General features: G+C 44.7%; 18 protein-coding genes. 8 read left to right on the top strand and 10 right to left on the bottom strand.

The window, feature by feature from the left end:
* Nucleotides 1-25 precede the first annotated feature (25 nt).
* From NBH14_RS04370 to NBH14_RS04360, 3 genes are read right to left on the bottom strand one after another with little or no spacing between them, the layout of a single operon-like run.
* Nucleotides 26-2431, bottom strand: coding sequence for an ABC transporter permease (locus NBH14_RS04370; protein ID WP_250817157.1), 2406 nt, complete (start codon nt 2429-2431; stop codon nt 26-28).
* Nucleotides 2432-2453: 22 nt separating this feature from the next.
* On the bottom strand, nt 2454-3704 hold the full coding sequence (locus NBH14_RS04365) for an efflux RND transporter periplasmic adaptor subunit (protein WP_186959927.1): 1251 nt from the start codon (nt 3702-3704) through the stop codon (nt 2454-2456).
* A 4-nt stretch (nt 3705-3708) separates the two neighbouring features.
* A complete protein-coding gene (locus tag NBH14_RS04360; protein WP_186959926.1) occupies nt 3709-5187 on the bottom strand; it encodes a TolC family protein in 1479 nt (492 codons plus the stop codon).
* A 177-nt stretch (nt 5188-5364) separates the two neighbouring features.
* Between NBH14_RS04360 and NBH14_RS04355 the strand changes: the two genes are divergently transcribed.
* Both NBH14_RS04355 and NBH14_RS04350 read left to right on the top strand, forming a co-directional pair.
* Nucleotides 5365-6729, top strand: coding sequence for a sigma-54-dependent transcriptional regulator (locus NBH14_RS04355; protein ID WP_186959925.1), 1365 nt, complete (start codon nt 5365-5367; stop codon nt 6727-6729).
* The gene (locus NBH14_RS04350) at nt 6726-7727 is read left to right on the top strand and encodes a sensor histidine kinase (RefSeq protein ID WP_186959924.1); all 1002 of its coding nucleotides are present in this window, start codon (nt 6726-6728) and stop codon (nt 7725-7727) included. The genes NBH14_RS04355 and NBH14_RS04350 overlap by 4 nt, the downstream gene beginning before the upstream one ends.
* A 7-nt stretch (nt 7728-7734) precedes the next feature.
* On the opposite strand, the gene NBH14_RS04345 is transcribed toward NBH14_RS04350, so the two are convergent.
* Together NBH14_RS04345 and NBH14_RS04340 are read right to left on the bottom strand one after the other, a co-directional pair.
* Nucleotides 7735-10407 (bottom strand): ATP-binding protein, encoded by a 2673-nt coding sequence (locus NBH14_RS04345; protein ID WP_186959923.1) that lies wholly within the window; start codon nt 10405-10407, stop codon nt 7735-7737.
* A 103-nt stretch (nt 10408-10510) separates the two neighbouring features.
* Complete coding sequence (locus NBH14_RS04340) at nt 10511-12901, bottom strand: TonB-dependent receptor (RefSeq protein ID WP_186959922.1); 2391 nt, start codon at nt 12899-12901, stop codon at nt 10511-10513.
* Nucleotides 12902-13242: 341 nt separating this feature from the next.
* Between NBH14_RS04340 and mnmC2 the strand changes: the two genes are divergently transcribed.
* On the top strand, nt 13243-13908 hold the full coding sequence (gene mnmC2, locus NBH14_RS04335; protein ID WP_186959921.1) for a tRNA (5-methylaminomethyl-2-thiouridine)(34)-methyltransferase MnmC2: 666 nt from the start codon (nt 13243-13245) through the stop codon (nt 13906-13908).
* Here the strand turns inward: mnmC2 and trxA are convergent.
* The 3 genes from trxA to NBH14_RS04320 all read right to left on the bottom strand — a co-directional run bounded on the left by trxA (nt 13903) and on the right by NBH14_RS04320 (nt 19083).
* Nucleotides 13903-14217 (bottom strand): thioredoxin, encoded by a 315-nt coding sequence (gene trxA / locus NBH14_RS04330; RefSeq protein WP_128135421.1) that lies wholly within the window; start codon nt 14215-14217, stop codon nt 13903-13905. The genes mnmC2 and trxA overlap by 6 nt on opposite strands.
* A gap of 72 nt (nt 14218-14289) precedes the next feature.
* Nucleotides 14290-18093: a DNA polymerase III subunit alpha gene (dnaE, locus tag NBH14_RS04325; RefSeq protein ID WP_186959920.1), complete on the bottom strand. Its 3804-nt coding sequence runs from the start codon at nt 18091-18093 to the stop codon at nt 14290-14292.
* A gap of 90 nt (nt 18094-18183) precedes the next feature.
* Complete coding sequence (locus tag NBH14_RS04320) at nt 18184-19083, bottom strand: RelA/SpoT-related domain-containing protein (protein WP_186959919.1); 900 nt, start codon at nt 19081-19083, stop codon at nt 18184-18186.
* 294 nt (nt 19084-19377) lie between these two features.
* Here NBH14_RS04320 and NBH14_RS04315 point away from each other — a divergent pair, with 294 nt between their 5' ends.
* The 5 genes from NBH14_RS04315 (at nt 19378) to tsf (ending at nt 23272) form a co-directional block, all read left to right on the top strand.
* Nucleotides 19378-20019, top strand: coding sequence for a porin family protein (locus tag NBH14_RS04315; RefSeq protein WP_046145499.1), 642 nt, complete (start codon nt 19378-19380; stop codon nt 20017-20019).
* A 275-nt stretch (nt 20020-20294) separates the two neighbouring features.
* Complete coding sequence (gene rplM, locus NBH14_RS04310) at nt 20295-20750, top strand: 50S ribosomal protein L13 (protein ID WP_007655343.1); 456 nt, start codon at nt 20295-20297, stop codon at nt 20748-20750.
* A 5-nt stretch (nt 20751-20755) separates the two neighbouring features.
* Entirely contained in the window at nt 20756-21142 is a 387-nt protein-coding gene (rpsI, locus tag NBH14_RS04305) for a 30S ribosomal protein S9 (protein WP_007655341.1), read from the top strand.
* Between the two features lie 136 nt (nt 21143-21278).
* Nucleotides 21279-22124 (top strand): 30S ribosomal protein S2, encoded by an 846-nt coding sequence (gene rpsB / locus NBH14_RS04300; RefSeq protein ID WP_128135423.1) that lies wholly within the window; start codon nt 21279-21281, stop codon nt 22122-22124.
* Between the two features lie 158 nt (nt 22125-22282).
* Nucleotides 22283-23272: a translation elongation factor Ts gene (gene tsf / locus NBH14_RS04295; protein WP_186959918.1), complete on the top strand. Its 990-nt coding sequence runs from the start codon at nt 22283-22285 to the stop codon at nt 23270-23272.
* Nucleotides 23273-23354: 82 nt separating this feature from the next.
* Here tsf and NBH14_RS04290 read toward each other — a convergent pair whose 3' ends face one another.
* Together NBH14_RS04290 and NBH14_RS04285 are read right to left on the bottom strand one after the other, a co-directional pair.
* Entirely contained in the window at nt 23355-24548 is a 1194-nt protein-coding gene (locus tag NBH14_RS04290) for a pyridoxal phosphate-dependent aminotransferase (protein WP_186959917.1), read from the bottom strand.
* 81 nt (nt 24549-24629) lie between these two features.
* Entirely contained in the window at nt 24630-25847 is a 1218-nt protein-coding gene (locus NBH14_RS04285; RefSeq protein WP_007655333.1) for a bifunctional 3,4-dihydroxy-2-butanone-4-phosphate synthase/GTP cyclohydrolase II, read from the bottom strand.
* Nucleotides 25848-25853 lie beyond the last annotated feature (6 nt).

Below are 25853 nucleotides of genomic sequence, written 5' to 3'. Positions count from 1 at the left end.
GTTAGTTATATGATTATCCTTATTTTTATTCTGCTTTCATTGCTTTAGCCGGATCTGTTTCTGCCGCTTTCCGTATTTGCCAGATCAAGGTTGCCAGCGATATTCCGGCAGTTATGAGCAGGGCGACGGCGAATATCCACCAGGATATAGGGGCTTTGTTGGCGAAGTTTTCCAGGTATTTGAAAATAGCCAGTAATGAAACCGGAAGAGAAATGACGAAAGCTAATCCCAATAGTTTGAAATATTTGCGTAGCATCATTTGCATGACTGTACGGGTGGTTGCTCCGTTCACTTTGCGTATGGCAATCTCACGGTATCGCTGCTGAACATCAAATAGAGACAGACTGAATAACCCCAATGAAGAGATCAGAATGGCTATGACTGTAAATAAGGAATAGATGTAAGCCGCCTTTTTATCATCTTTGTAAAGAGCGCTGACTTCGTCTTCGACAAATGAATACTCGAATTCGCCACTTACCGTGTCGTCATGAAGTTTCTTTAAAAAGGCAATGGCTTCCTGTTTCTTACCCGGTACGATCAACGCCATTAGTTTTTGAGTATTGAACCCTTCGAAGTTGGAGATAACCAGCGGAGGAGTTGGTTTGGATAGGTGCGTGAACTTGAAATCCTTTACTACTCCGATAATATGGTAAGGAGGATTTGTTTCCATGTCGGCCCGGCTGGTAGACCATAGACGACTATCCGGCTGTAATAATGTAGTTTCTATATCAGTGATGCCAAATAGCTTTTGTGCCGTCTCGTTGATAATGAATTTGTAATCGTTTGTATTATCAATGGAGTCATTCCAGAATCTTCCTTCTTTTAGTTGCAAACCATACATTTGTATATTTTTTGCAGACATGAATTCTGAGCAGACCTCTTTATATTCCCCTTCCGCAGTTTTCAGACGGATACCGCTTTCCTGTATCGTGTGAGGGCTGTCGCCATATACCCATTGAAGGAAAAGGGGACTGGCATTCATTTTCTGCTTTATCTCACCATCCAGTCGGTTAATGTTATTGAAGTATTTGGTTCGGTCTTCATCCGGCATACTCCATACGTTGCTGGGGTGCTTGATGAACTGGGCTTTTATAATATCTTTGGTTTTATATCCCAAGTCTGTATTCAGCATAAAATGAAGCTGTTTCATAAAGAACAAAGAAACAATTATCAGGCAGCAGGTGATAATATACTGAAAAACGATGAAAACAGCACGTGAGACCACTGAATTACCGCTGGTATTTACAGAGCGAAGCGAGGTTATGGGCGGTGTGTAATTATATTTGATAAAAGGATACACGGAGGTTATGGCCGGTAACAGCAACAGGATACCTATTGAAAGCAAAAGATCGAATGTCAGATTATTTACCTGCGAGATACCCAGGGGCGATTCGATAGCTCCTCCGCTTATCTCGATTAATATCCAGGCAATAAAGAGGGCACAGCCTATCATTACAATGTTTTCACCGACGAGTTGAACCAGCATTTGGAAGGCTCTTGCTCCAAATACTTTTTTCATCCCCAGTTCGCGTGCCCGTTTCAGCATCAGGACGGTGTAGATATTGATAAAATTGAAGATGCCGATAAGTAAAATTAAAAAAGCGACACCGGAGAGTACCAGGACATTATTATAGTTTCCTCGCAGGTAAGTATCATCGAACATATTGACGGTCTTGTCGAAGTACGATTTACCGAGAGGAAGCAGTTGGTTCGGTATTTCCTTACTTCCTCCTTTTTTGCTATTGATAAATTCCTTATTCAGTTTATCGATATCAGTACCGGGAGCCAGTAATACGAGAGCGTGGAAAGCACGTCCCCATCTTTCTTGCAGTTGCAAGGAAACGAGCAGGTCAAACTGGATAGAACTTTTATCGACAGGTTCGTCGAGAACTGTGGTGATCGTAATAGTTTTACCGTTGGAATGCTGTATGCTTTTTCCGACTATATCTTTGTCTGTGCCGAACAGTTTACGGGCAAAGTTCCGCGTAATAACAGCTCCTTGCGGGTCTTGCAGCGGGATTTGTTTATTGTCGGATACTACCGGATAATCCAGAATCTGCAAAAAGGCAGTATCGGCAACCAGGATACGTGCATTGTATTTTTTATCATTGACTGTTATATAGTCTTCTGTAAAAGAAGAGAACGGGGCTACTTTCTCGACAGACGGATTATTTACCAACCGGGCGTCTCCTATGCCTGTTCCGGGATTGAAATTGTAATAAAAACGAGGCATTATTTCTTGTTCGAAATGCTGTGTGACCAGACATATACGATCCAGGTTTTTATTGAAATGGTCTACTGTCAATTCCCTGTACACGTGCCGTGATATGATCATGACACATGTCAGGCTCATTGCCAGCCCTAATATGTTGATGACTGTATAGAGCCGGAAGCGTGAGAGGGACCGGATAGCAAGTAGTAATATTTTCATGGTAGTTCTTCTTCTGTCTCTTTTATTTCAATATCAATTCTTCCGCGTCGCCAAAAGTACTGTATCCGGTGACAATAACCTTATCGCCGGCTTGCAATCCGCCGGTAATCTCATATTGCTGCGGGTTCTGTCGGCCGATGCTGATGTTTACTTTGCGGGCTTTTGTCCCGGCCTCGTTCAGCTTATAGATCCATTGGCCGCCGGTCGTCTGGAAGAAGTCGCCGCGTGGGATGACCAGCGCCTCTTCGGGTTGTCCCAGTTCGACCTGTACACGGAAACTCTTTCCGATGCGGACATTCTCGGGTGACTCTTCGGTAAAGACAAGATCCACGTCGAAATTACGATCTTTTACTTCCGGTACGACCTTGGTGATGCGTAGCGGATATTTTTTTCCCTGCCAGGTGATGGTGGCGGGAAGGCCGGTTGTGATACGGTCGATATAGTATTCGCTGAGTGACGTATGTATTTTGAACTGATCCAGAACCTTGATCTCGGCAATGGCTTCGGTGCTTTGTACCTGCTGGCCCGGAGTTACCTTGACAAAACTGAGTTGTCCAGCCAATGGGGCGCGGACGATCAGGTTCTCCATGCGTTCCTGGGCACGGTCGTATTTCTTCCGTTCACGTTCCAGGTCATTCTTCATTAACTCACGACGGAGGATGGTGGCTGCGCTGTCGTGGCGAAGACCTTCCAGTTGCAGGGCGGTGCTTTGCGTTTTATATTCAAATTCATCCCGTTGTACTTCCAGCTGCGCTTTACTTTTTACACCCATGCGGAACTCTTCTTCATCGAGGGCGAAGCTCTTTTTCAGGCGGTTGAGTTCATAGGTTGTCTGCAATGTTTGTTTTTGCAGGTCCAGGCTTTTCTGTTCCATTTCAATCTCTTTTTCCTGGAAGGAGATCAACTGCTTTTCCCATTCGTCGCGCTGGTCGTCGATGGTACGTATCAGGTCCGGATTAGTCAGGGTAAGGATGGTGTCGCCCTTCTCCATCATCGTACCTTCTTCAGCTACGATGCGTTCGACGCTACCGGCTTCGCGGGCGTTTATCTTAATGGTGAGGATGGGTTGAACCACGCCTTCCACATCCACATATTCCATGAATTTATCGGCCTGTGCTTCGCCAATGATGAGGTTGTCCGCTTCGGTGCGCAGTTTTCGTCCGCCTGATGCCACGATCGATACATACACCAGAAGGATGACAAAAGCGACACATCCGGCGATATGCCAGCGGTAACGGTAATATACGGGTTTCTTTTCAATAGGTTTGTCCATTATCTTATTTCATTAATTGTTCATAATCGAATGTCAGTTCACGGTTCCGTTCGAAGTCGTAGCCGGTCATGCTGCGCAGCCCGTAGTACAGGTTCCAATAATTATATAAGGCTGTAATATATTCTCTTCGTGCCCGGTCCTTTTCGCTGATGGAAGCATTGAGGTCGAGGATAGTCGATTTACCCAGCAGGTACAGTTTTTGGGCAACATCGTTCCTGCGTTGGGCGGTCTGGTCGGTTTTTTGTGCGATCATCACTTTATCAGCCTGTAGGTTGAACTGTTTGACCATTTTGATGACATTCAGTTCGAAGTCGTTGCGTGACTGCTCTACCTCGGTATATACTTTGTCGCGGTTGCTGAGGGCAACTTTTACCTTTCCTTTACCGACACCCCAGTCCAGGATCGGGATGCGTATGCCAAGGCTGACTAATTGTTGATCCAAAGGGTCCCGATAAGCCTCTTTCAGTTTTTCGTTTGTCTGCGTCAAGCCGAATTGCATATAGAGGTCGGCTTTGAAGCCGCGGGATGCTTTTGCCTGTGCTACGGCACTTTCGCTCTCCAACCGGCGGCGCTGGAGGTATTCCGGTTCCGGATTATTCTCGTAAGCCAGTTCGAGCGCTTGCTTTACTTCCACATTGAAACGGGGGATTTCTTCGTTTAAACTGGCAACCAGTTCCGACGCATTGGTGATACCCAGGTAGCTGCGCAATGATTGGATGCAGTCATCTACTTCGATACGCGCGTTCATCATATTAGTCTGTTCGGTCAGGAGGTTCAGTTCCAGTTGTAACATTTCATTTTCGGTGATCGTCCCGATATTGTACCGTCCCTGAGCATATTGATAGAGGGTATCGGCATTTGCGTAATTATATTGTGCGATTTCCCAGTTGGTCTGTGCGGTGGCCAATTGGAAAAACTGTCGGGTTGCCTGTGCGGCGACCAGTTCGAGTGTTTCTGTCAGGTTCTTTTTTGATTCGGTATAACGGATAGGTTCGATTTTCCGATCCCATTTGAACTGGTTATATCCGAACAGGTTTTGTTCGTAGCCGAGCACGATGGGAGTGGTGTTATACGAACTTGTCTTTTCCGAAAACAGATCGAGTCTTTGCAAGGCTGTTTTCACGAAAAGGCTTCCTCCGGTGAATGGTATATTCTGATTGATCGTGAGTCCGGCATCCACCATCAACTGGTTGCGGTGTACGAAACTTTCGCCTCCGTCGGGTAAGGTTACCGAACTGATCGACCGGTTCAGTGAAGGACTGGAGGTGAAGGTCAGACTGGGTAGCATGTTGGCACGATAGGAACGCCAGTTCCAGTAAGCCGCCCTGAAAGTGTGTCGGGCGGCGATGGCCTGTGGAGATTGTTCCTGGGCCATGCGTACGGTCTCAGATAAAGTGAGGCGTAACGTATCCTGCGAGTAAGCCGGGAAAGCGGCCAGTGCAGCAAGGATTATTGATAATATATGACTTCTCGTATGTTTCATATATTATTAAAAACAAATAGTATGCCATGTTTTTAATGTCTTGAATATTAGATAGTAAGTAGTGTGTTTGTTTTTGTGGTTAGTGCGTCAGCGCACAAAAAACGTTCGTATTCGCACATCCTGTTTATTGTTTTAATGCTTATCTTTACCCCCACATATTTAATATACGCATACGATATGAAACAAGGGAAAATACTGATCATCGACGATAATGAAGATGTGCTTTTTGCACTGAATCTGCTGTTGGAACCTTATGTGGAGCAAATCCGTGTGACCACACAGCCGGAGCGTATCGAGCATTTTATGGAAAGCTATGTGCCGGATGTGATCCTGCTGGATATGAATTTCCGAAGGGATGCCATTAGCGGGCAGGAAGGTTTTTTCTGGTTGGAGAAGATAAAGAAGGCGGATCCGGATGCCGTCGTCCTTTTTATAACAGCTTATGCTGATACGGAAAAAGCTGTGCGTGCCATCAAAGCCGGAGCGACGGATTTTATCCCTAAACCCTGGGAGAAAGAGAAGTTGCTGGCCACCTTATCCGCCGCCTTGAAACTTCGTGAAAGCCGTACGGAAGTGCGGTCGCTAAAACGCCAGGTAGCGGCTTTGGAGAGTTCGGATGAGGAAGGTTTCGAGATTATCGGTGAGAGTAATGCCATGCAGGAAATCTTTGTGACAATCGAGAAGTTACGTCATACGGATGCCAATATCCTGATTCTGGGGGAGAACGGAACAGGCAAGGATCTTGTTGCCCGTGCCCTGTATCATCATTCGCCGCGTAACGGACAGGTCTTTGTGGGTATCGACCTGGGAAGCATCCCCGAATCGCTTTTTGAAAGTGAACTGTTCGGTTATGAAAAGGGAGCCTTTACAGATGCCCGTCGTGATAAGCCGGGGCGTATGGAGGTGGCAACCGGCGGGACTTTGTTTCTGGATGAGATAGGGAACCTGAGCATGCCGATGCAGGCCAAACTGCTTACTGCGATAGAGAAGCAGCAGATCACCCGGCTGGGGGCTACCCGTCCGGTTTCGATAGATGTCCGCCTGATCTCCGCTACCAATATGAATATTCGTGCAATGGTGGAGGAGGGAACTTTCCGCCAGGACTTGCTTTACCGTATCAATACCATCGAACTGCATATTCCTCCTCTTCGGGAACGTGGTAATGATATCCAGTTGCTGGCGGATTATTTCCTGATACGCTATGCCCGTAAATATAAGAAAGAGATAAAAGGTTTATCCCGCGAAGCCCGGAGCAAACTGCAAAACTATAACTGGCCGGGGAATGTCAGGGAGTTGCAACATGCCATCGAGCGGGCTGTGATCCTTTCTGACGGGCTGATGCTGAAACCGGAGAATTTTATGCTCCAGCCTTCTGTTACCAAAAAGAAGGCGGAACTGGAAGAACTGAATCTCAGCATTCTGGAGAAAGAAGCGATCGAACGTGCTTTGCGGCGTGCCGACGGGAATGTGACCCGTGCCGCCGAGTTACTGGGGATTACTCGTTTTGCCCTTTACCGGAAACTGGATAAGCTGGGCCTATGAAACGGTATACCATTTTGATAAAGATCGTCCTGATCGTCCTATTGTCGCTGACAATCGCGTTCCTGATATTGAAAAGCCTCTATTTTACTTCGGTAATGATGAGCGCTATCCTGATCGTATTGGCTTTCTCATTGTATCTGGACCAACGGAAAACGATTCGCCGGATGGAACATCTGATTGCGAATATTCATTACGGAGACCTGAATCTGTCTTTTCCGGTTCCTACTTCCGGAGGGGCGGAAGCCGAGTTAACCCGTTCGATGAATGAGGCCCTGAATGCTTTCCGTTCCCGGCTTTATAATTCGGTGGTGGCGGAGGCTGAGACAGAAGCCTGGCAGAAGCTGATCCGCGTATTGACGCATGAGATTATGAACTCGATCGCTCCTATTATTTCCCTGTCGGAAACGGTGACGGAGCGTGCCGCTCTGAATGGTATGAATGAGCGCGATTATGCGATTATGCTGCAAGCGATACAAACGATTCACCGTCGGAGTAAGGGATTGCTCGACTTTGTGGAGAATTACCGCAAACTGACGCGTATACCGACTCCGACCATGCAAATATTCCCGATATCTGTTTTATTCAGCGATTTGCAGAAGCTGGTCCCGGCTGACGGTATACACGTTGTCTATTCTATCCGCCCGGCAGAATTACGGTTGTATGCAGACCGGAGCATGATCGAGCAGGTTCTGATCAATTTGCTGAAAAATGCCGTTGAGGCGTGTTGCGACAGTGAATCCCCTGAGATTCGTGTAGAGGCTTTCCGGCAGGATGGGATGCCTGTGATAACGGTTTCGGATAATGGCAGCGGGATTGTCCCGGAGGCTTTGGATAAAGTCTTTGTTCCTTTCTTTACCACGAAACAAGGAGGATCGGGTATTGGATTAAGCGTTTGCCGTCAGATATTGAATCGTCATGGGGGAAATATAACCGTTACTTCGGAAATGGAGAAAGGGACGGTGTTTACCCTGCAATTTCCGGGTACACGTTCCATATAACAATAGTCTACAGAAGTTCTGTTATCTTCTTTTTCAGATCGTTGGGTTTGATCGGTTTGGCTACGTAATCGCTGAAACCGCTTTGTTTCACCCGTTGTTCGTCTTCGGCAAAGGCAAAAGCGGTCACGGCGATGATAGGGATAACGGTATTGTCTTTGCGTATCTCTTTTGTTGCCTGGTATCCGTCCATAAGCGGCATTTTTAGATCCATGAGGATCATGTCCGGATGATATTTTCTGTATAAGTCTACTGCTTCCTGACCGTTCCAGGCATGTACCAGATTATATTCCTTGAGGATTGCTTTTATATATGTGTAGTTGCTTTCGTTGTCTTCGGCAATCAGTAAGGTTGACTTTTTATTGTTATTCTCAATAAGGGTATTATTCTGTATTTCTATTTGTACAGGTTCTGCCGCAGCAACGTGCGATTCTTCGATCACTGTATCAGGCAGGGTAAACCAGAAAGTCGAACCTTGCCCCAGTTCAGATTCCACGCCGATCTCTCCTCCCAGCTTCTGTACGATCATCTGGCTGATAGACAGTCCGAGCCCGGTTCCCTGAGCGAAACTGTCTAACTTGACAAAGCGCTGGAAAACGCTGTCTTTGATCTTTTTATCGATACCGCATCCTGTATCGGAGACAAAGAATAGTAATTTGCCGTCCTTATGTTTATAGCCGAAACGTATTCCGCCTTCTTTGGTGAACTTGATGGCATTGTTAATAAAGTTGGTTATTACCTGCGACAGGCGGTTCTTGTCTGTCCGGATGATGCAATGGGACATCTTTTCGACAAATGAAACCTGTACGCCTTCTGCCGCTTTCAGGCGGGAGGTCTGCTCTATATCACATAATAACTGATTGATATCGACATCTGAATAAACAAATTCGAGCGTATTGGCTTCGATCTTGGACAGGTCCAGAATATCATTGATCAATTGCAACAGGAGTTCATTATTGTTATTGATAATATTGATGTATTCTTCGCGTTCCTCCAATTCTTCGGTCATGGCAAGCAGGCCGGAGAAACCGACAATCGCATTAAGGGGCGTACGTATCTCATGGCTCATATTTGCAAGGAAGGCCGATTTCAGGTGATCCGATTCTTCCGCTTTTTCCTTAGCCAGTCTCAATTCGTTCTCAGCTAGTTTCTGCTTGGTGACATTTTCTTTCTTGAATACTACACCCAAAAGATTTTCCTTTGCATCGAGTATGGGGTTGGCAAATACATGTGTATATTCACCTGGGGCACATTGCTTGACAAGCTCGAAAGGCTTCCGGCTTTCCATGGCGGAAATCAGTGCACATTCATCGCAAAATGGTTTTTGCCCGTCTTTAACCAGGCAACAGTTTCTTGGACCATATTGTGGCGCGCATGGCATCTTTATCTGATTCTCCCATTTGACCGAATAATCCGGTTTGATGAAACGGATAGAAGACTGTATGTTATTCATAATAATAACATTGTCTTTCTGCAAATCCATCAGTTCGTCTTTCAACCGGTTGGTTCTGAACAGGAAGAACAGGATCATTATCAGGAAAAGCAACAATACGCATGCAACGATCAGCAGGATCTCAAATCTGTATTTGATAAACAGATTCCCCTCCACATTGATCAGCGTGGAATCGGCAGGCAGACGGTCTCTTTCTATATTGAACTCTCTTAGTTTTTTGGCATCGAAAGTATATCCGTTGGGAATACTTACTGCCTTCATCTCTTTTTGGAGTACTTTCTTTGTTTGGATATCGATAGCCTGTTTGGCAAGATCTTTACCGATGGAACGGTATTTAGGCATGTAACCGCCTATTGCCCAATGGCTAAGCCCGATAGAAGTCAGTGTGATAGCCGGAAGATTCGGGTTACCTGCCATCATGGTGTAGGTTGCGTTACCTACATAATACCCGTCGTTTACATCTACACGCCAGGTTCCCAGTAGGATTACGGTTTCCTTTGGAAGTTTCTTTATTTGTTCGACAATGGTGTAGATATTATTTTTCCGGCCGTCCAGCAGTATGAGATTCTGGTCCGGGAACTTCTTCATTTCCTTTTTTACCAGTGCTTGCAAGGAGATACCTCCGTAGCTGTTATCCGTTATTAAAGCAAAATGCTTTGTTGTGGGATAAAGATTCAAAGCCAGTTCTATATTCTTTTTTATATCATAATTATAGATAAAACCAGATAGGTAGAATCCGTTGTCTATGTAACTTTGGATATCGATACTCTCCGGGTCCCAGTCTGCCATTACGGTATTGGAGTCCGGCAGAATAACTGCATTTCGGCTAACCATTCCACACAGGATAGGAATATCTTTTAGGATCGGTTCATCCTGCGACAGGTAAGAAGACCATCCTTCCTGGCCTAGAATGACTATGGCCTGCGGAGTGTTCTCGTTGTTATATTTTTTTAGCAAGGTTGCCATTTTTCCTTTCCATAAAGGAGCCTCCGGCAAACTTTTACAGTTCATGTTTTCTATGATGACCGGAGCTGTACCTCCCAGACGTTTGTACTCCTCCATGAATTCGGAGATATTTTGCGTGGTATTACGGGTATCCGGGTTATAGGAACTGATAATAAGGATCGGATGGGTATCTTCGGCATGAACAGGAACGACCATAATGAGACATACAAGTATAAGTAGTATTTGTATGTGGCATATAATATTTCTTAGAATCACTTTCAACATTGATATCTTCTCTGTTACTGTCCGTTTCCCGGCTACAAAAATAGGAATTATTTGTGATCTATATAGAACTATGGTCAATAAAAACAGAAGAAAATCAAGGGTATTATATTTCTATCATGATTCCTATACTGGGCAACATCGTTCCTGTCATGCGTTCTACCGGTTTCAATTCATATCGTTGTTCTCCTTTAGGGGCATCGGGGTTCAGTATTTTACCTGTTTTTATATAGACGTCCTGTTCTTTGTACTTCGAATTAAGTACGTTCTGAAGATCGATATAGAACCCGAGCATTACTTTTTTCAGATAAAATGTTTTATCTATGCGCAGGTCCAGCTGGGTGAATGGTTTCAGGCGTTCGCTGTTGAAACGGCTGTAGTCGTAATAGAGACTGCCGCTGGCATCCCAGGCTTCCACATAACTGCTTTTCTCCACATCGTAAGGCGTGTATGGCGCGCCGCCTACTACCCGGAGTTTGGCGCCTATGTCCCAGTTTTTGGGGAGTGAATAGGTACCGCTGAAGGTGAACAGATGTTTGTTATCCCAGGCAGAAGGAAGGTAGATGCCTGTATTTCTTCCGTCTTTATATTCACTGCGGACATAGGTGTAGGAAGCGATGAAAGTGAGTCCTTTGTAATTATACCAGCGTCCCATCAGTTCCATACCGTAGGCACGTCCGGTAGCGGTGGATGTAACGGCTTCATTTCCCAGAACACCGTAGTCGGTTCCTTTCGAGGCCAAAGGAATGCTGTCGATGACCGACATCGGATAGCGGTTATAATGTTTGTAGAACCCTTCGGCTGTGAATTTAAGGAAAGAGGAGGGACGATATTCCAGTCCCAGTCCGGCCTGGTCGCTGCGGATATATTGAAGGTCGTTCCCTTTGTTGACATAATTCCCGTCGTTGTCCTTAAATCCCATAACGGTGTACGGAGGTAACTCATAGTAACGCCCGGCGTTGGCATTCAGGTAGATATCGCCGGCTATCCGGTAAGACAATGAAAGGCGTGGCGACAATTGGTCAAGCATATTCTTCATTTTAGAAGAATAATTGTTGGCGTCGGCACGAAGTCCCAGCGAGGCGGTAAAACGCTCATTGTCGCTTTCGTAGATGGCGGTGGCATACAATCCCCATTTCCAGATTCCCAGGTCGGTCTGATAGGTGATCTCACGGGGAATAGTGGTAAATTGCTTCTGGAATGTATGGTTTGTATACTCCGAATAATCGATGTTGCCACCTGCCTGGAGTTGTATGTAAGGGAGGCGGAAGATATTTTCGCTACGGAGTTTGTTCTCTATTTCGTCCGAGCGGTAATTGAGCGTAAGATTTTCCGGCATGCTTTCGTCGTTATCCCGGTATTTGATGTTTTTGTTGTTCATCTGGCTACGGCTGACGATAACTGAATAGATGTTTTTCCCGGTATAATGCTTGTAGACGGCTCCCAGGGTATAGGTCTTTTGTTTTACAACCGGCAGGTAAGCCAGGATATATTGGTTCTTTTCGCTCATATCTTTCATTCCGGTATTCAGTTTCATATCATCTATGGCTCCTAATCCGAGAAAAGTAAGTTCGTTTTTCTTGTTGAAAGCATGTTTGATCTTGAATTGGGCATCGGTGAAAGTCGGCAGGAACGGCAGTCCGATCATATCGAATAGAAATTGCAGATATGAACGCCTGACAGAGACCTGGTAGGTTGTTTTGTCGTCTATCGGCCCATTAACCGACAGTCCGACATCGGAGGCTCCGACCACCCCGCGCAGGGAGAACTTTTCTTTATTCCCGTCCTGTAGTTTGAAATCCAGCACGGAGCTTAATGCATTCCCTCTGGCAGCGGGAAATGCTGCCGAATAGAAGTTTACTTCGCGTATGAAATCAGGATTAATGATTCCGACCGGTCCGCCCGAAGCGCCTTGTGTAGAAAAGTGATTGATATTCGGAATTTCTACTCCATCCAGGAAGAAACGGTTCTCGGAAGGACCGCCACCTCTTACCATCAGGTCGTTCCGGAATGCAGCCGTAGAAGCGACTCCGGGAAAAGATTGTACGACACGCGATATATCACGGTTACCTCCGGCACTCTTTTCTATCTCTTTGAAGCCTATAACGCGCAGTCCGAGCGGACTTTCGGCTGTTTTACGAAACGGAGAAGCCACAACACTGACTTCTTGCAGGTTTTCGCTACCCGGCTCCAACTCGATCGGAAAAAAGATATCTTTATTGGCAACGCGGAACTCGGCGGTTACTTCCGGCTTATATCCCAGGAAGGAGGCCTGAAGACGATAACTGCCGGGGGCGACTCCGGTGATCTCAAAATTACCGACGGAATCGGTTGCTGTTCCTTGTGTTGTGTTCCAGATCACCACTGTTGCATAAGGCACCGGTTCACCACTTGCAGCTTCCTTTACGATCCCTTTTATGGAATAGCTTTTCTGGGCCTGCATGAACTGGATGCAAATAATAAATAATACCAGGAAGAGATATGCTCTTTTATACATCGCTATCGGTTTTTTGGCAAAGATACTATAATATTAGGGAAGGATTGGTTCTAATAGGATATGAACTGTAATTATTGCATCATTACCGGGCGCATACTAGGATTCCCCAAGTTCTTATCCGGTGAAGGATGGAAATATCATATATTATGATACTGTATTTTCATATATTATGCGAATTAAGTATTATAATATATGAGAAAGTAATATCATATATTATGATACTAATGTTCTCAGTATAGGGTTGACTTTGCCTGAAATAGGGTTAATGCATGCCTCTGCCTAACTCTGTTTAATTTTCCTTACCTTTGCAGTCAAATGCAAGTATAGTAGTGCAGAATCAGATGAAACGAGAATTACAGCAGACGGCTGACGGCAGTCATACATTATTTATTCCGGAGATGGATGAACATTACCATTCGGTAAATGGGGCGGTGCAGGAATCGCGTCATGTATTTATTGAAGCCGGATTGCATCATCAGGCTAAAAAGGATATCACTGTTTTTGAGGTTGGTTTTGGGACAGGGTTGAATGCTTTCCTCACTTTATTAGATGCAGAAGAGAATAATCGTTCTGTGAACTATTATTCCATAGAACTTTATCCGCTTGGAGCCGAACTGGTCCGGGCGCTGAATTACGGCGATGTGATCTGTCCGGAAAAGAAAGAATGGTTTGAGGCCCTGCATGTTGCCATCTGGAATGAAGCTGTAAAAATAACCGATCGTTTCATTTTGCATAAAATACAGGGAGACAGTAATCTCTGTGAATTGCCGGAAGGAATAGACCTCGTTTATTTCGATGCTTTTGCTCCGGATAAGCAACCGGAGATGTGGAGTCAGGAGATATTCGATAAATTATATGCGCATATGGCGGAAGGAGGAATCCTTACCACCTATTGTGCCAAAGGAGTAGTCCGCCGTATGATGCAGAAAGCCGGGTATTCCGTTGAAAGAATACCCGGCCCTCCGGGAAAACGCGAAATGCTTCGCGCTATAAAGTCTTACTTATAGAAGTGCGTCGATTTTAGCAACGAAAGCCGATTTCTGTGCAGCGCCTACCTGTTTGTCCACTAATTTCCCTTCTTTAAAGAAAAGAACGGTAGGAATATTGCGGATACCGAACTGGGCAACGACATCGTTGTTGTTGTCTACGTCCATTTTACCGATAGTGACCTTACCTTCGTATTCGGTTGCCAGTTCGTCGATGATCGGGCTCACCATGCGGCAAGGGCCACACCATTCTGCCCAAAAGTCAAGGACCATAGGCTTGCCTGCGTTTACTAACTCTTCAAAATTTGCATCTGTAACTTCTAGTGCCATAATTATATATCTAATTTAAATTGTTCCCTTTTGAGGTGCCAAAAGTAGTAATTCTTTCTACACCGTACAACTTTACCCGTTAATTTTGAAATCAATATTTTCGTTCTCCTGTAGGAACTCGACCAGCTTGCCTGTTACGTTTAACCGGATATTCTGGGAGAAGAAATTTTGTGAAATATTATGTTCGCCATCAACCACTCTGAAATATAACAAACTCTGTCCCGGATTGTTTTTGATGAGCACAGATAATTCATTGACTGTAGGCTCGTCGAGATCGTGGATCGGCAGAGTGATACTGATTTTTTCGATCAGCTTATCCTTTTCGTCCTGCAACAGGCGGATGGAACCGATATTGAAATCAAGTTCGTTTTCGTTCCAGCGGCGAGGCTCTACACGGGCTGTGATGAGCAGGTACATCCCGGGTTTGCAATATTTGCTATATTCGATATAGTTGTTACCGAACAGGGCAATTTCACCACTACCACTGAAATCTTCGATTTTAACCACTCCGTAAGGTTTCCCCGTCTTGGTCATTCCCTCACGGAAATCGGTTACGATTCCTCCTAACAGCATTTCACGCCCTTTCAGGCTTTCCCGGTCGCTGATTTCTGCCATACCCGTATTACATACATATGTTAGAATAATACGGTATTCGTCTAGCGGATGCGCAGAAAGGTAAATACCTATCAGTTCCTTTTCTTTATTCAGGCGTTCGAGGTCACTCCAACGCTGACAAACCGGAACTTCCGGTTTTGCGATGGCTACAAGCAGATCGTCGCCGCCGAACAGGGAGTTGACTGCTGAGTTTTTATCCATCTGGAACTTATTGCCATAACGCACCAGCGTATCCAGAAAGACTTCGCCTTTGCCTGTTTCTGCAAAGAATTGTTCGCGCTGGATACCGAAATTATCGAAGGCACCGGCCAACGCAAGCGATTCGATATTTTTCTTATTGCATGATGTCAGGTTGACGCGTTCCACAAAGTCGAAGATATTTTTATACGGACCGTTTTTCTTTCGTTCCTCGATGATATTCAATACGGCCGATTCGCCTACGCCTTTCACGGCTCCCAGCCCGAAACGGATGTTCTTGTTTTTATCTACGCTGAACTTCAGGATAGATTCGTTGACGTCCGGTCCTAATACCTGCATACCCATCGCTTTGCATTCATCCATAAACTTCGTGATATCGACGATGTTGGACAAACTTCGGCTCAGAACGGCTGCCATATATTCGGACGGATAGTTCGCTTTCAGGAAGGCCGTCTGATAAGCAACCCACGAATAGCAGGTAGCGTGGCTCTTGTTGAAGGCATAGGAAGCAAACTTTTCCCAGTCGGACCAAATCTTTTCAAGTGTTTTTGCCTCGTAACCGTTCGCCTGGCCTCCGGCCATGAACTTCGACTTCAGGTGATTCATCTTGTCGATCAGCTTCTTACCCATCGCTTTACGCAGAGCGTCACTCTCACCACGGGTGAAGTTTGCCAGCAAACGCGACAGAAGCATGACCTGTTCCTGGTAGACGGTAATACCGTAGGTGTCTTTCAGGTATTTCTCCATGACCGGTATATCATATTCGATCGGCTTGCGTCCGTGTTTACGGTCGATAAAGTCGGGGATATAGTCCATTGGTCCCGGACGATACAGGGCATTCATGGCAATCAGGTCTTCGAACTTGGAGGGTTGAAGCTCCTTCAGGTATTTTTGCATACCTGCCGATTCAAACTGGAATGTACCGGTCGTTTTACCGTCGCAATATAATTTATAGGTTGCCGGATCTTCCAGGCTGATATGGTCGATATCGAGTTCGCGTCCGGTAGTCAGGCGGATGTTTTCAATAGCCTCTTTGATGATGGACAACGTTTTCAGTCCCAAAAAGTCCATTTTGATCAATCCGGTTTCTTCGATCACCGAACCTTCGTATTGAGTAACCAGCATTTCCTCGCCGGTTTCTTTATCTTTTGCCGTACTGACAGGTACGACGTCCGAAATATCATATCGTCCGATAATAACACCACAGGCATGTACACCGGTGTTACGCACGTTGCCTTCCAGCATTTGTGCATATTTTAATGTATCGCGAGCAAGCGGATCATTTCCGGTAGCTGCTTCTTTCAGCTCGGGCACATAGTTGATCGCATCTTTCAGTTTGAACTTCTTCATATCCGGTATCTTATCCGGTACCAGCTTAGCCAGACGGTTCGACTCGGAAAGCGGAAGTTTCTGTACACGGGCAACGTCCTTGATAGCCGATTTCGTAGCCATCGTACCGTAGGTAATGATATGTGCCACACGGTCTGCTCCGTATTTTTCCGTTACCCAACGCAATACTTCGCCACGACCGTCATCGTCGAAGTCGGTATCGATATCGGGGAGGGAGATACGGTCCGGATTCAGGAAACGTTCGAACAGCAGGTCATACTTAATCGGGTCGATCTTAGTGATTCCCAGACAGTATGCAACTGCCGATCCGGCAGCCGATCCACGTCCCGGTCCCACCGATACGCCCAATTCTTCGCGGGCAGCGGCGATAAAGTCTTGCACGATAAGGAAGTATCCGGGAAAACCCATTGTCTTCATGATGTGTAACTCAAAGTCCAGACGTTCCCTGACTTCATCATTCAGGTTGTCTCCGTAACAAATCTTTGCACCGTCGTATGTCAGTTTTTTCAGATAGTCGGCTTCCAGCTTGATACGGTATAATTTATCGTATCCGCCAAGTTTCTTTATTTTGTCTTTGGCATCTTCTTCGCTCAGTACAACGTTGCCGTTTTCATCACGGGTGAACTCTTCGAACAAGTCCTGTTCCGAGAATTTTTCGCGATACGACTCTTCTGTCCCGAAATCTTCGGGGATGGCGAAGGTTGGCATGATAGGACCACTGTCGATAGAGTAGAAACCTACTTTGTCTGCTATTTCAAGCGTGTTGCTGAGCGCTTCCGGGATGTCTGCAAAGATGGCATTCATCTCGGCTGTCGTTTTCATCCATTCCTGCTTGGAATAACGCATACGTGTCGGGTCGTCCAGATCCTTTCCGGTACTGAGGCAGATCAGACGGTCGTGTGCTTCGGCATCTTCCTGATTGACGAAATGGACGTCGTTGGTAGCGATCAGCTTGACATTATGTTTGCGGGCGAGTTCGATCAGCACCTTGTTCACTTCTTGCTGTTTGGGATACGTGGTACAATCGGCATTCGGGTCGTGTGTCTCGTGCCGTTGCATTTCCAGGTAATAATCTTCTCCGAACAGTTTTTTGAACCACAGGATGGATTCTTCTGCTTTATCTATCCGATCATGCATAATATGCTGCGGTATTTCGCCACCCAAACAAGCGGAACAGATGATCAGATCTTCGTGATACTTTTCCAGTAATTCGTGGTCGATACGCGGACGGCCGTAAAAACCTTCTGTCCAGGAGATGGAAACCATCTTAATCAGATTTTTATAACCATTCAGGTTTTTGGCCAGAACGATCAGGTGATAACCGCTACGGTCTTCCTTCGCTGTTTTGTTGTGCCTTCCGTTGCGGGCGCAGTAGCACTCACAGCCGATAATCGGTTTGAATATCTTTTTCTTTTCTGCTTCTATCAGAGACGGAATCTCCTGCAGGCGTGCCTGCTCTTCGGTGGAAAGAGCTTCTTTCCCTTTGAGGGCTTTTTGTTCTTTCTCCAGGTCTTTAATGGCTCCAAGCGGTTTCCCGTTCTTTTTGGAGACCTTGTTGAAGAACTCCTTTATACCGAACATATTACCGTGATCGGTAACAGCAATGGCGTTCATGCCGTCTTTTTGTGCCTTGTCAATCAATGCATCGATCGAGGCTTGTCCGTCCAGCAGCGAGTACTGGGTGTGGACGTGTAGATGTATAAATGGTTCCATATATGATTGAAAAAACTTTTATATTTTACCAAACAAAGATACGACATTTGTTTGGTAAAATAGGTGCTGATTTTCGAAACAGATATGTCTTTAACTATCCGTCTGTCCGAAAATGTCCTCAAACTGCCGCATTAATGCGGGCGGTGTGAGTTGGTATATCATTCCACTTTTTACAAACAGGTAATTACATAGATAAATAATGTTATTGAATGAGATATCCATCCGGATATCATGTTTGATCAGTTTGTGTAAAATAACATTGCGCTCTGTTTTATAAAAAGCTTTTGCCAGGTCCTTATCGAAATTGAAAAGGGTGATGATATTCGGATCGAGTGGCTCGAGCGTAAAACGTAGCCGGAATTTATTACGTAGCATACCTGTCCAGTTTCTGCTTTTATAGTGTTGGTAGGCAATCTCTTCAAACAGTTTGAAGAGCGTACGGTCGCTGGTCTCAAGTGTCGCGTGGATGCCGTTCAGTAAGATGGATTCATCTTCCAGCGACTGCCATTCTTTCTTACATTTGTATCGCATGTTATGTTCTATCTCGTGCCATCCTTCCGAAAGGGTAGTGCGTACCTGAATCTCGAAAGTGGAATCGATATTCTTGAAGCTTTCACTGTAACGCTTTTTCCATGTGTTGAACTCCTCCAGCTGCTCATTTTGCAACCGGCAGACCATATTAATACGGACCGGATTAAAATGAGCAATGTCCATCTTGTCATGCTCCAGATCAATCACGTCAAAAATGGATGAAAAGTAGTCGATGAGCACATCGATGTCCTCACTGAAGTACGTCATTACACGTATACCAATTACATCCTGAATCAGTTTACCGCTTTCCTGATAATTTTTCCTGTTTATCTTCTCATTGATAGAATCGTTACTTTTAATTCTTGAGTAGATGCGGTACAAGAGCCCTGTGCGGCCCAGATTCGACTCTATCATTTCTTTCAAATCCTGTTCAACCAGGATCAACCCTTCATAAATCATCGTCAACCTATTAAAATGAATAAATAATCATCGAACAATCTTTTTGCGTTTTCAAAGAAACGGGATTATTTCGGTTGTATTCTTTTTCCGATCTTTCTTTTAGATAAAAATAAGAGAAAACCAATTTGGCTAACATTTGTTAGTTAGATAGTTACCTGTGATATTAATGTATATATTATTTGCTTGATTTTAGTTATTTTCTACATACGATGTCTGGAAATACGTTAAAATCATAGAATAAGTATCATCATTAGAAAAAAAAACTATCTTTGCTCATGGAAAAGAGGATATAATATGAAAAAGATAGGATTGGTAATAATATGGGTGATGTTGATGATTGTGCCGGCTACAGCACAGATCACTTGGGGTGTGCGTGGTGGTTTGGCTTATTCGTCGCTGGTGCAGAAAATTGACAACAATTATCAATCGGGCGCCCGTTTCGGATTTAGTGTGGCGGGACTGGCTCAGATACCTTTATATAAAAGATTGTCGCTTCAGCCGGAAGTCGCTTTTGTGCATCAGGGTGGTAATTACCTGTCAAAAATCTCAGAAGGAGACGGTACGGATTTAGCTTATCCGAAAACAAAATGCAACTATTATTCTATTCTTGTGCCTGTAAATCTGGTGTATACTTTTCAGTTTACCGATGTTTATTTCAGTGTGATGGCCGGTCCGGCTGTCGATTTCTCCCTGTTTGGAAAAATGCGTACTAAGAATGTGGATAGCGATATCGTTTTCGGACAATCAGGCGAAGCCGATCTTAAAACTTTCGACTTGGGGGTAAACCTTGGGTTGCAGGTAGAATATTCAAATTTCTTCTTCTCCGTATCTGCCTTGTGCGGAACACTCGACCGACGTACCACCAAACACGACGGCGAATCATCCCTTTATCAGAATAATGTGACTTTCTCGTTGGGATATTATTTCCGCCGGTAAATTTTTTCAATTAAATAGGAATTAGGGAAAAGCATAACTCTCCGGCAATTCCCTTTTGTTGTATATCTTCTGCTCATAATCGTTTGGGTGCGAAAAAGATGTACAAATGTTTTGTATTTCGAAGAAAAGCCGTACCTTTGCAAGCCGAATATTATCAAATTGTACTAAGAGTTTAGTTTCTAGCACATTATTACGTCAAGTGTCCGTAGTGATAATGACAGCGAAAAACTAGGCGCTTGTTTTTTAGAGTTATTAATTAATTAATTTATTAAGCAGTGGATACTTTAAGTTTTAAGACCATTTCTGCAAACAAAGCAACTGTAAACAAAGAGTGGGTCATCGTTGACGCTGATGGACAGACTTTGGGACGCCTTTGTGCAAAAGTAGCAAAGCTTTTGCGCGGCAAGTACAAACCCAACTTCACTCCTCATGTTGATTGTGGTGATAATGTAATCATTATCAATGCAGATAAAATCGTTCTGACAGGAAACAAATGGAACGATCGTATTTATTTGAGATATACCGGATATCCCGGTGGACAGATCGAGTACACACCTAACGACTTGATGAAGAAAGGTGCCAGCCATCTGTTCAGAAAAGTAGTAAAAGGTATGTTGCCTAAAAACCGTCTGGGTGCTAAGTTACTTGCTAACTTATATGTATATGAAGGAACAGAGCACAAACACGAAGCTCAACAGCCTAAGTCAATCGATATAAACTCACTTAAATAATAACTATGGAAGTAGTAAATGCAATAGGAAGACGTAAAGCAGCAGTTGCTCGCGTATTCGTTAGCGAAGGAACGGGAAAGATAACTATCAACAAACGTGATCTTGCAAATTACTTTCCTTCTACAATCCTTCAGTTCATTGTTAAGCAGCCGCTTGCAAAGCTGAATGTTGAAGAACAATATGATATCAAGATCAACCTTGATGGTGGTGGATTCAAAGGTCAGTCAGAAGCTGCACGTTTGGCTATCGCTCGTGCTTTGATCAAGATTAATCCGGAAGATAAGTCTGCCTTGAGAGCAGAAGGATTCGTAACTCGCGATCCTCGTTCTGTTGAACGTAAGAAACCGGGTCAGCCAAAAGCTCGTAAGAGATTCCAGTTCAGCAAACGTTAATGTTATTTGTGAGTTTCTTACAAGGACAAAGCGTTTAGTATCTAAATTGTCGGGATTTCTTTTGCATGCAGACATGCCGGGGAACTACCTGATAGTTGAAAATTAAACAGAAAGTAAACGATTTAAAAAGAAAAAAATGTCAAGAGTTAATTTTGATCAGTTATTAGAAGCTGGTGTACACTTCGGACACTTAAAAAGAAAGTGGAATCCCGCTATGGCTCCTTATATCTTTATGGAGCGCAATGGTATTCATATCATTGATTTATATAAAACAGTTGCTAAAGTAGACGAAGCAGCAGAAGTAATGAAAAACCTGGCAAAACAGGGTAAGAAAGTACTTTTCGTTGCTACTAAAAAACAAGCAAAACAAGTTGTCGCTGATAAGGCTGCTTCAGTAGGTATGCCTTACGTTATCGAACGTTGGCCGGGTGGTATGTTGACTAACTTCCCGACTATTCGTAAAGCCATCAAAAAGATGACTACTATCGATAAGATGACAAAAGACGGTACATTTGATAACCTGTCAAAAAGAGAAAAACTTCAGATCACTCGTCAGCGTGCTAAGTTGGAAAAGACATTAGGTTCTATCGTAGACCTGACTCGTCTTCCGTCTGCTTTGTTCGTTGTTGACGTGATGAAAGAACATATCGCAGTTCGCGAAGCCAACCGTCTGGGTATCCCAGTTTTCGGTATGGTTGATACTAACTCAAACCCGAACAACATCGACTACGTGATCCCGGCTAACGACGACGCTACTAAATCAGTAGAAGTTATCTTAGGCGCTATCTGCGAAGCTATGAACGAAGGTTTGCAGGAACGCAAAGCTGAAAAGATCGATACGGAAGCAGCAGGTGAAGGCGAAGGCGCTAAAAGAGAACGCAAAGCTAAAGCTGCTGTAAAGAAAGAACGTACTAAGAAGGAAGACGAAGATGCTTTGAACGCTAAAGTTGCCGACAAGTACGCTAAAGATATCGAAGAATAATTCGGTTGACAATTGCCGGTTGACAATTGACAATTAGAATATAAATACAATGGGCAATTGGCTTTTGACAGTAAGAGATTGTCAATAGGTAATTGTCCATTGTTCGTTAATAAAGAAGTAGAAAGAGTATAAACATTAAATAAGAAGGAAATAAGATTATGGCTGTAACTATGGCTGATATTACCAAGCTGCGCAAGATGAGCGGAGCAGGTATGATGGACTGCAAAAAAGCGTTGACCGAATCTGATGGCGACATCGAAAAGGCAATGGAAATTATCCGTAAAAAAGGACAGGCTATCGCCGCTAAGCGTTCAGACCGTGACGCTGCAGAAGGTTGCGTGTTGGCAAAGAAAGAGGGCGGTTTTGCTGCTGTTATCGCTTTGAAATGCGAAACTGACTTTGTTGCTAAGAACGAAGACTTCGTTGCTTTGACTCAGGCTATCCTGGACGCTGCTGTGGCTAACAAATGTCAGACTTTGGATGAAGTAAAGGCTTTGCCTATGGGTAAAGGTACTATCCAGGACGCTGTTACTGACCGTAGCGGTATCACTGGCGAAAAGATGGAACTGGACGGTTATAATGTGGTAGAAGGTGCTTACACTACTGTTTATAACCATATGGGTAAAAACCAGCTTTGTACGATCGTTGCTTTCAACAAAGAATCAGAAGAAGCTGCTCACAACATCGCTATGCAGATCGCTGCCATGAATCCTATCGCTATCGATGAAGCAGGTGTTCCTGAATCAGTAAAAGAAGCTGAAATACAGGTGGCAATTGAAAAGACAAAGGCTGAACAGGTACAGAAGGCTGTTGAAGTTGCTTTGAAGAAGGCAGGTATCAATCCTTCACATGTAGATAGCGAAGACCATATGGAAAGCAATATGGCTAAGGGCTGGATTACTGCTGAAGACGTAGCTAAGGCTAAGGAAATTATCGCAACTGTTTCTGCTGAAAAAGCTGCTAATTTACCGGAACAAATGATCCAGAACATCGCTAAAGGTCGTCTTAGCAAATTCTTGAAAGAAGTTTGCTTGCTGAACCAGGAAGATATCATGGATGGCAAAAAGACTGTAAAAGAAACAATGAAGGAAGCAGATCCTGAATTGCAGATTCTTGCATTCAAACGCTTCACTTTGCGTGCTGAATAATTTTGCGTTAGCAGAATAAAATAAAAAAGGGGCTTCGATTATTTCGGAGTCCCTTTTTCTATATATAAAAGTTTACTTTCTCTTATTTCAGTTTAGCCAAAGCCTCTTTGATACGTTTGATGGCTTCTACGATGTTTTCATCGCTGGTAGCATAACTCATACGGATACATTCGGGAGCACCGAATGAAGTACCGCCTACGCAGGCAACGTGTGCCTTTTCCAGCAAATACATAGCCAGGTCGTCAGCATCTTTGATTGTGTTGTTTCCGTCAGCTTTACCATAATAGTAGCTACATTTCGGGAACAGGTAGAAAGCGCCTTCCGGCTTATTTACTTCGAATCCCGGAACTTCTTTAGCCAGATTAACGATCAGGTCACGACGGCGTTCGAATGCTTTACGCATTTCTTCAACCGGTTCCTGTGAACCTGTGTAAGCAGCTTCGGCAGCTTTCTGGGAGACAGAGCAAGGACCTGAGGTGTATTGACCTTGTAATTTGTTTACAGCCTTCACGATCCATTCCGGTCCGGCAATGAAACCGATACGCCAGCCTGTCATTGCATATGCTTTGGATACGCCGTTTACAATAACGGTGCGATCTTTCATGCCGTCGACAGAAGCGATACTGTGATGTTTGCCGATATAGTTGATATGTTCGTAGATCTCGTCAGCAATAACGATGATATCCGGATGTTTTTTCAATACTTCAGCCAAACCTGCCAGTTCTTCTGCACTGTAAACAGAACCAGTCGGATTGGACGGAGAGCAGAGGATCAACGCCTTTGTCTTCGGTGTGATAGCTGCTTCCAGCTGTGCCGGAGTGATCTTGAAATCCTGTTCGATACCTGCTGTAACGATTACCGGTTTACCTTCAGCCAGTTTGACCATTTCAGGATAGCTTACCCAGAACGGTGCCGGAATGATAACTTCGTCTCCGGGATTAACCAACACTAGAATTGTGTTACAAACGGATTGTTTAGCTCCGTTCGCGCAGGAAATCTGTGTAGCTGCGTATTCCAACCCGTTTTCATTCTTCAGCTTGGTAACGATAGCATTGCGTAATGCCGGATAACCGGGAACCGGAGAGTAGCGAGAGAAATTGTCGTCTACCGCTTGCTTGGCTGCTTCCTTGATGTGATCAGGTGTGTTGAAATCAGGTTCTCCCACACTCAGGTTGATAACATCGATACCTTGTGCTTTGAGCTCATTGCTCTTCTGAGACATCGCCAACGTAGCGGAAGGCGATAAACTTGCTAAACGATCTGAAACTTGTGTCATGACACTGCTGTTTGTATAGGTTATTTTAAATAGTTGCGACAAAAGTAATTAATAATCGGATTCTTTGCAACAAATTGCTAATTATTTGATGTTGTGGAGAACATGTCCCATACGCTCCTTTTTTGTCTTCATATAAAATTCATTATATTTGTTCGGAGTGACTTCGATAGGAACGTTTTCCACAATTGTTAAACCATAAGCTTCCAGGCCTACACGCTTGATCGGGTTGTTTGTCATCAGGCGCATTTTGGTGATGCCGATGTGCTTCAGGATCTGTGCTCCGACGCCATAATCGCGTTCATCAGCCTGGTGTCCCAGATGCAGGTTGGCGTCTACCGTATCCAATCCCTCTTCCTGAAGTTTATAGGCTTTCATTTTATCCATCAGGCCGATGCCGCGTCCTTCCTGGTTCAGGTAGACGATAGCTCCGCGTCCTTCTTTTTCAATCATTTGCATGGCTTTGTGCAACTGTTCGCCGCATTCGCAACGCATAGAACCGAAGATATCGCCGGTTGCACAAGATGAATGTACGCGAACCAAGACCGGTTCTTCTCCGGATATATCACCTTTTATCAAAGCGATATGCTCCAATCCGTTACTTTTCTGCCGGAAAGGGATCAGGTGGAAATGACCGTACTGGGTTGGCATATCGACTTCTACACCTTTGTCAACAATGGATTCTGTTTTCAGGCGGTAGGCAATCAGGTCCTTAATACAAATGATCTTGATATCGAACTTTTTAGCTACTTCCACTAATTGCGGCAGACGTGCCATTGTTCCGTCTTCATTGATGATCTCGATCAATGCCCCGGCAGGATAGAGACCGGCCAGGCGGGCCAGGTCGACAGCTGCTTCGGTATGACCGGCACGGCGGAGCACACCGCGTGAACGGGCTCGCAGCGGGTTCACATGTCCCGGACGTCCCAGGTCAGACGGCTTTGTCTGTGTATCAGCCAGTGCACGGATCGTTTCGGCACGGTCGAACATGGATACACCGGTCGTGCAACCGCCACCCAGTTTGTCGACAGTTACGGTGAACGGTGTCTCAAGCATAGAGGTGTTTCTGGCAACCTGCATATCCAGGTCCAGTTCCTGGCAACGTTCTTCGGTGATCGGGGCGCATAATACACCACGACCGTATGTCATCATGAAATTTACTTTTTCGGGCGTTATCTTTTCCGCAGCAACAATGAAGTCCCCTTCGTTTTCACGATCTTCGTCGTCAACAACGATCAGGAATTTACCTTCACGAAAATCTTCGATTGCTTCTTCGATGGTGTTTAATTTGATCTCACTCATATCTTT

Origin of the sequence: Parabacteroides caecihominis, from assembly GCF_023656785.1 — a bacterium.
Classification (GTDB): domain Bacteria; phylum Bacteroidota; class Bacteroidia; order Bacteroidales; family Tannerellaceae; genus Parabacteroides; species Parabacteroides segnis.
This window is presented reverse-complemented; position numbering and strand designations above follow the sequence as displayed.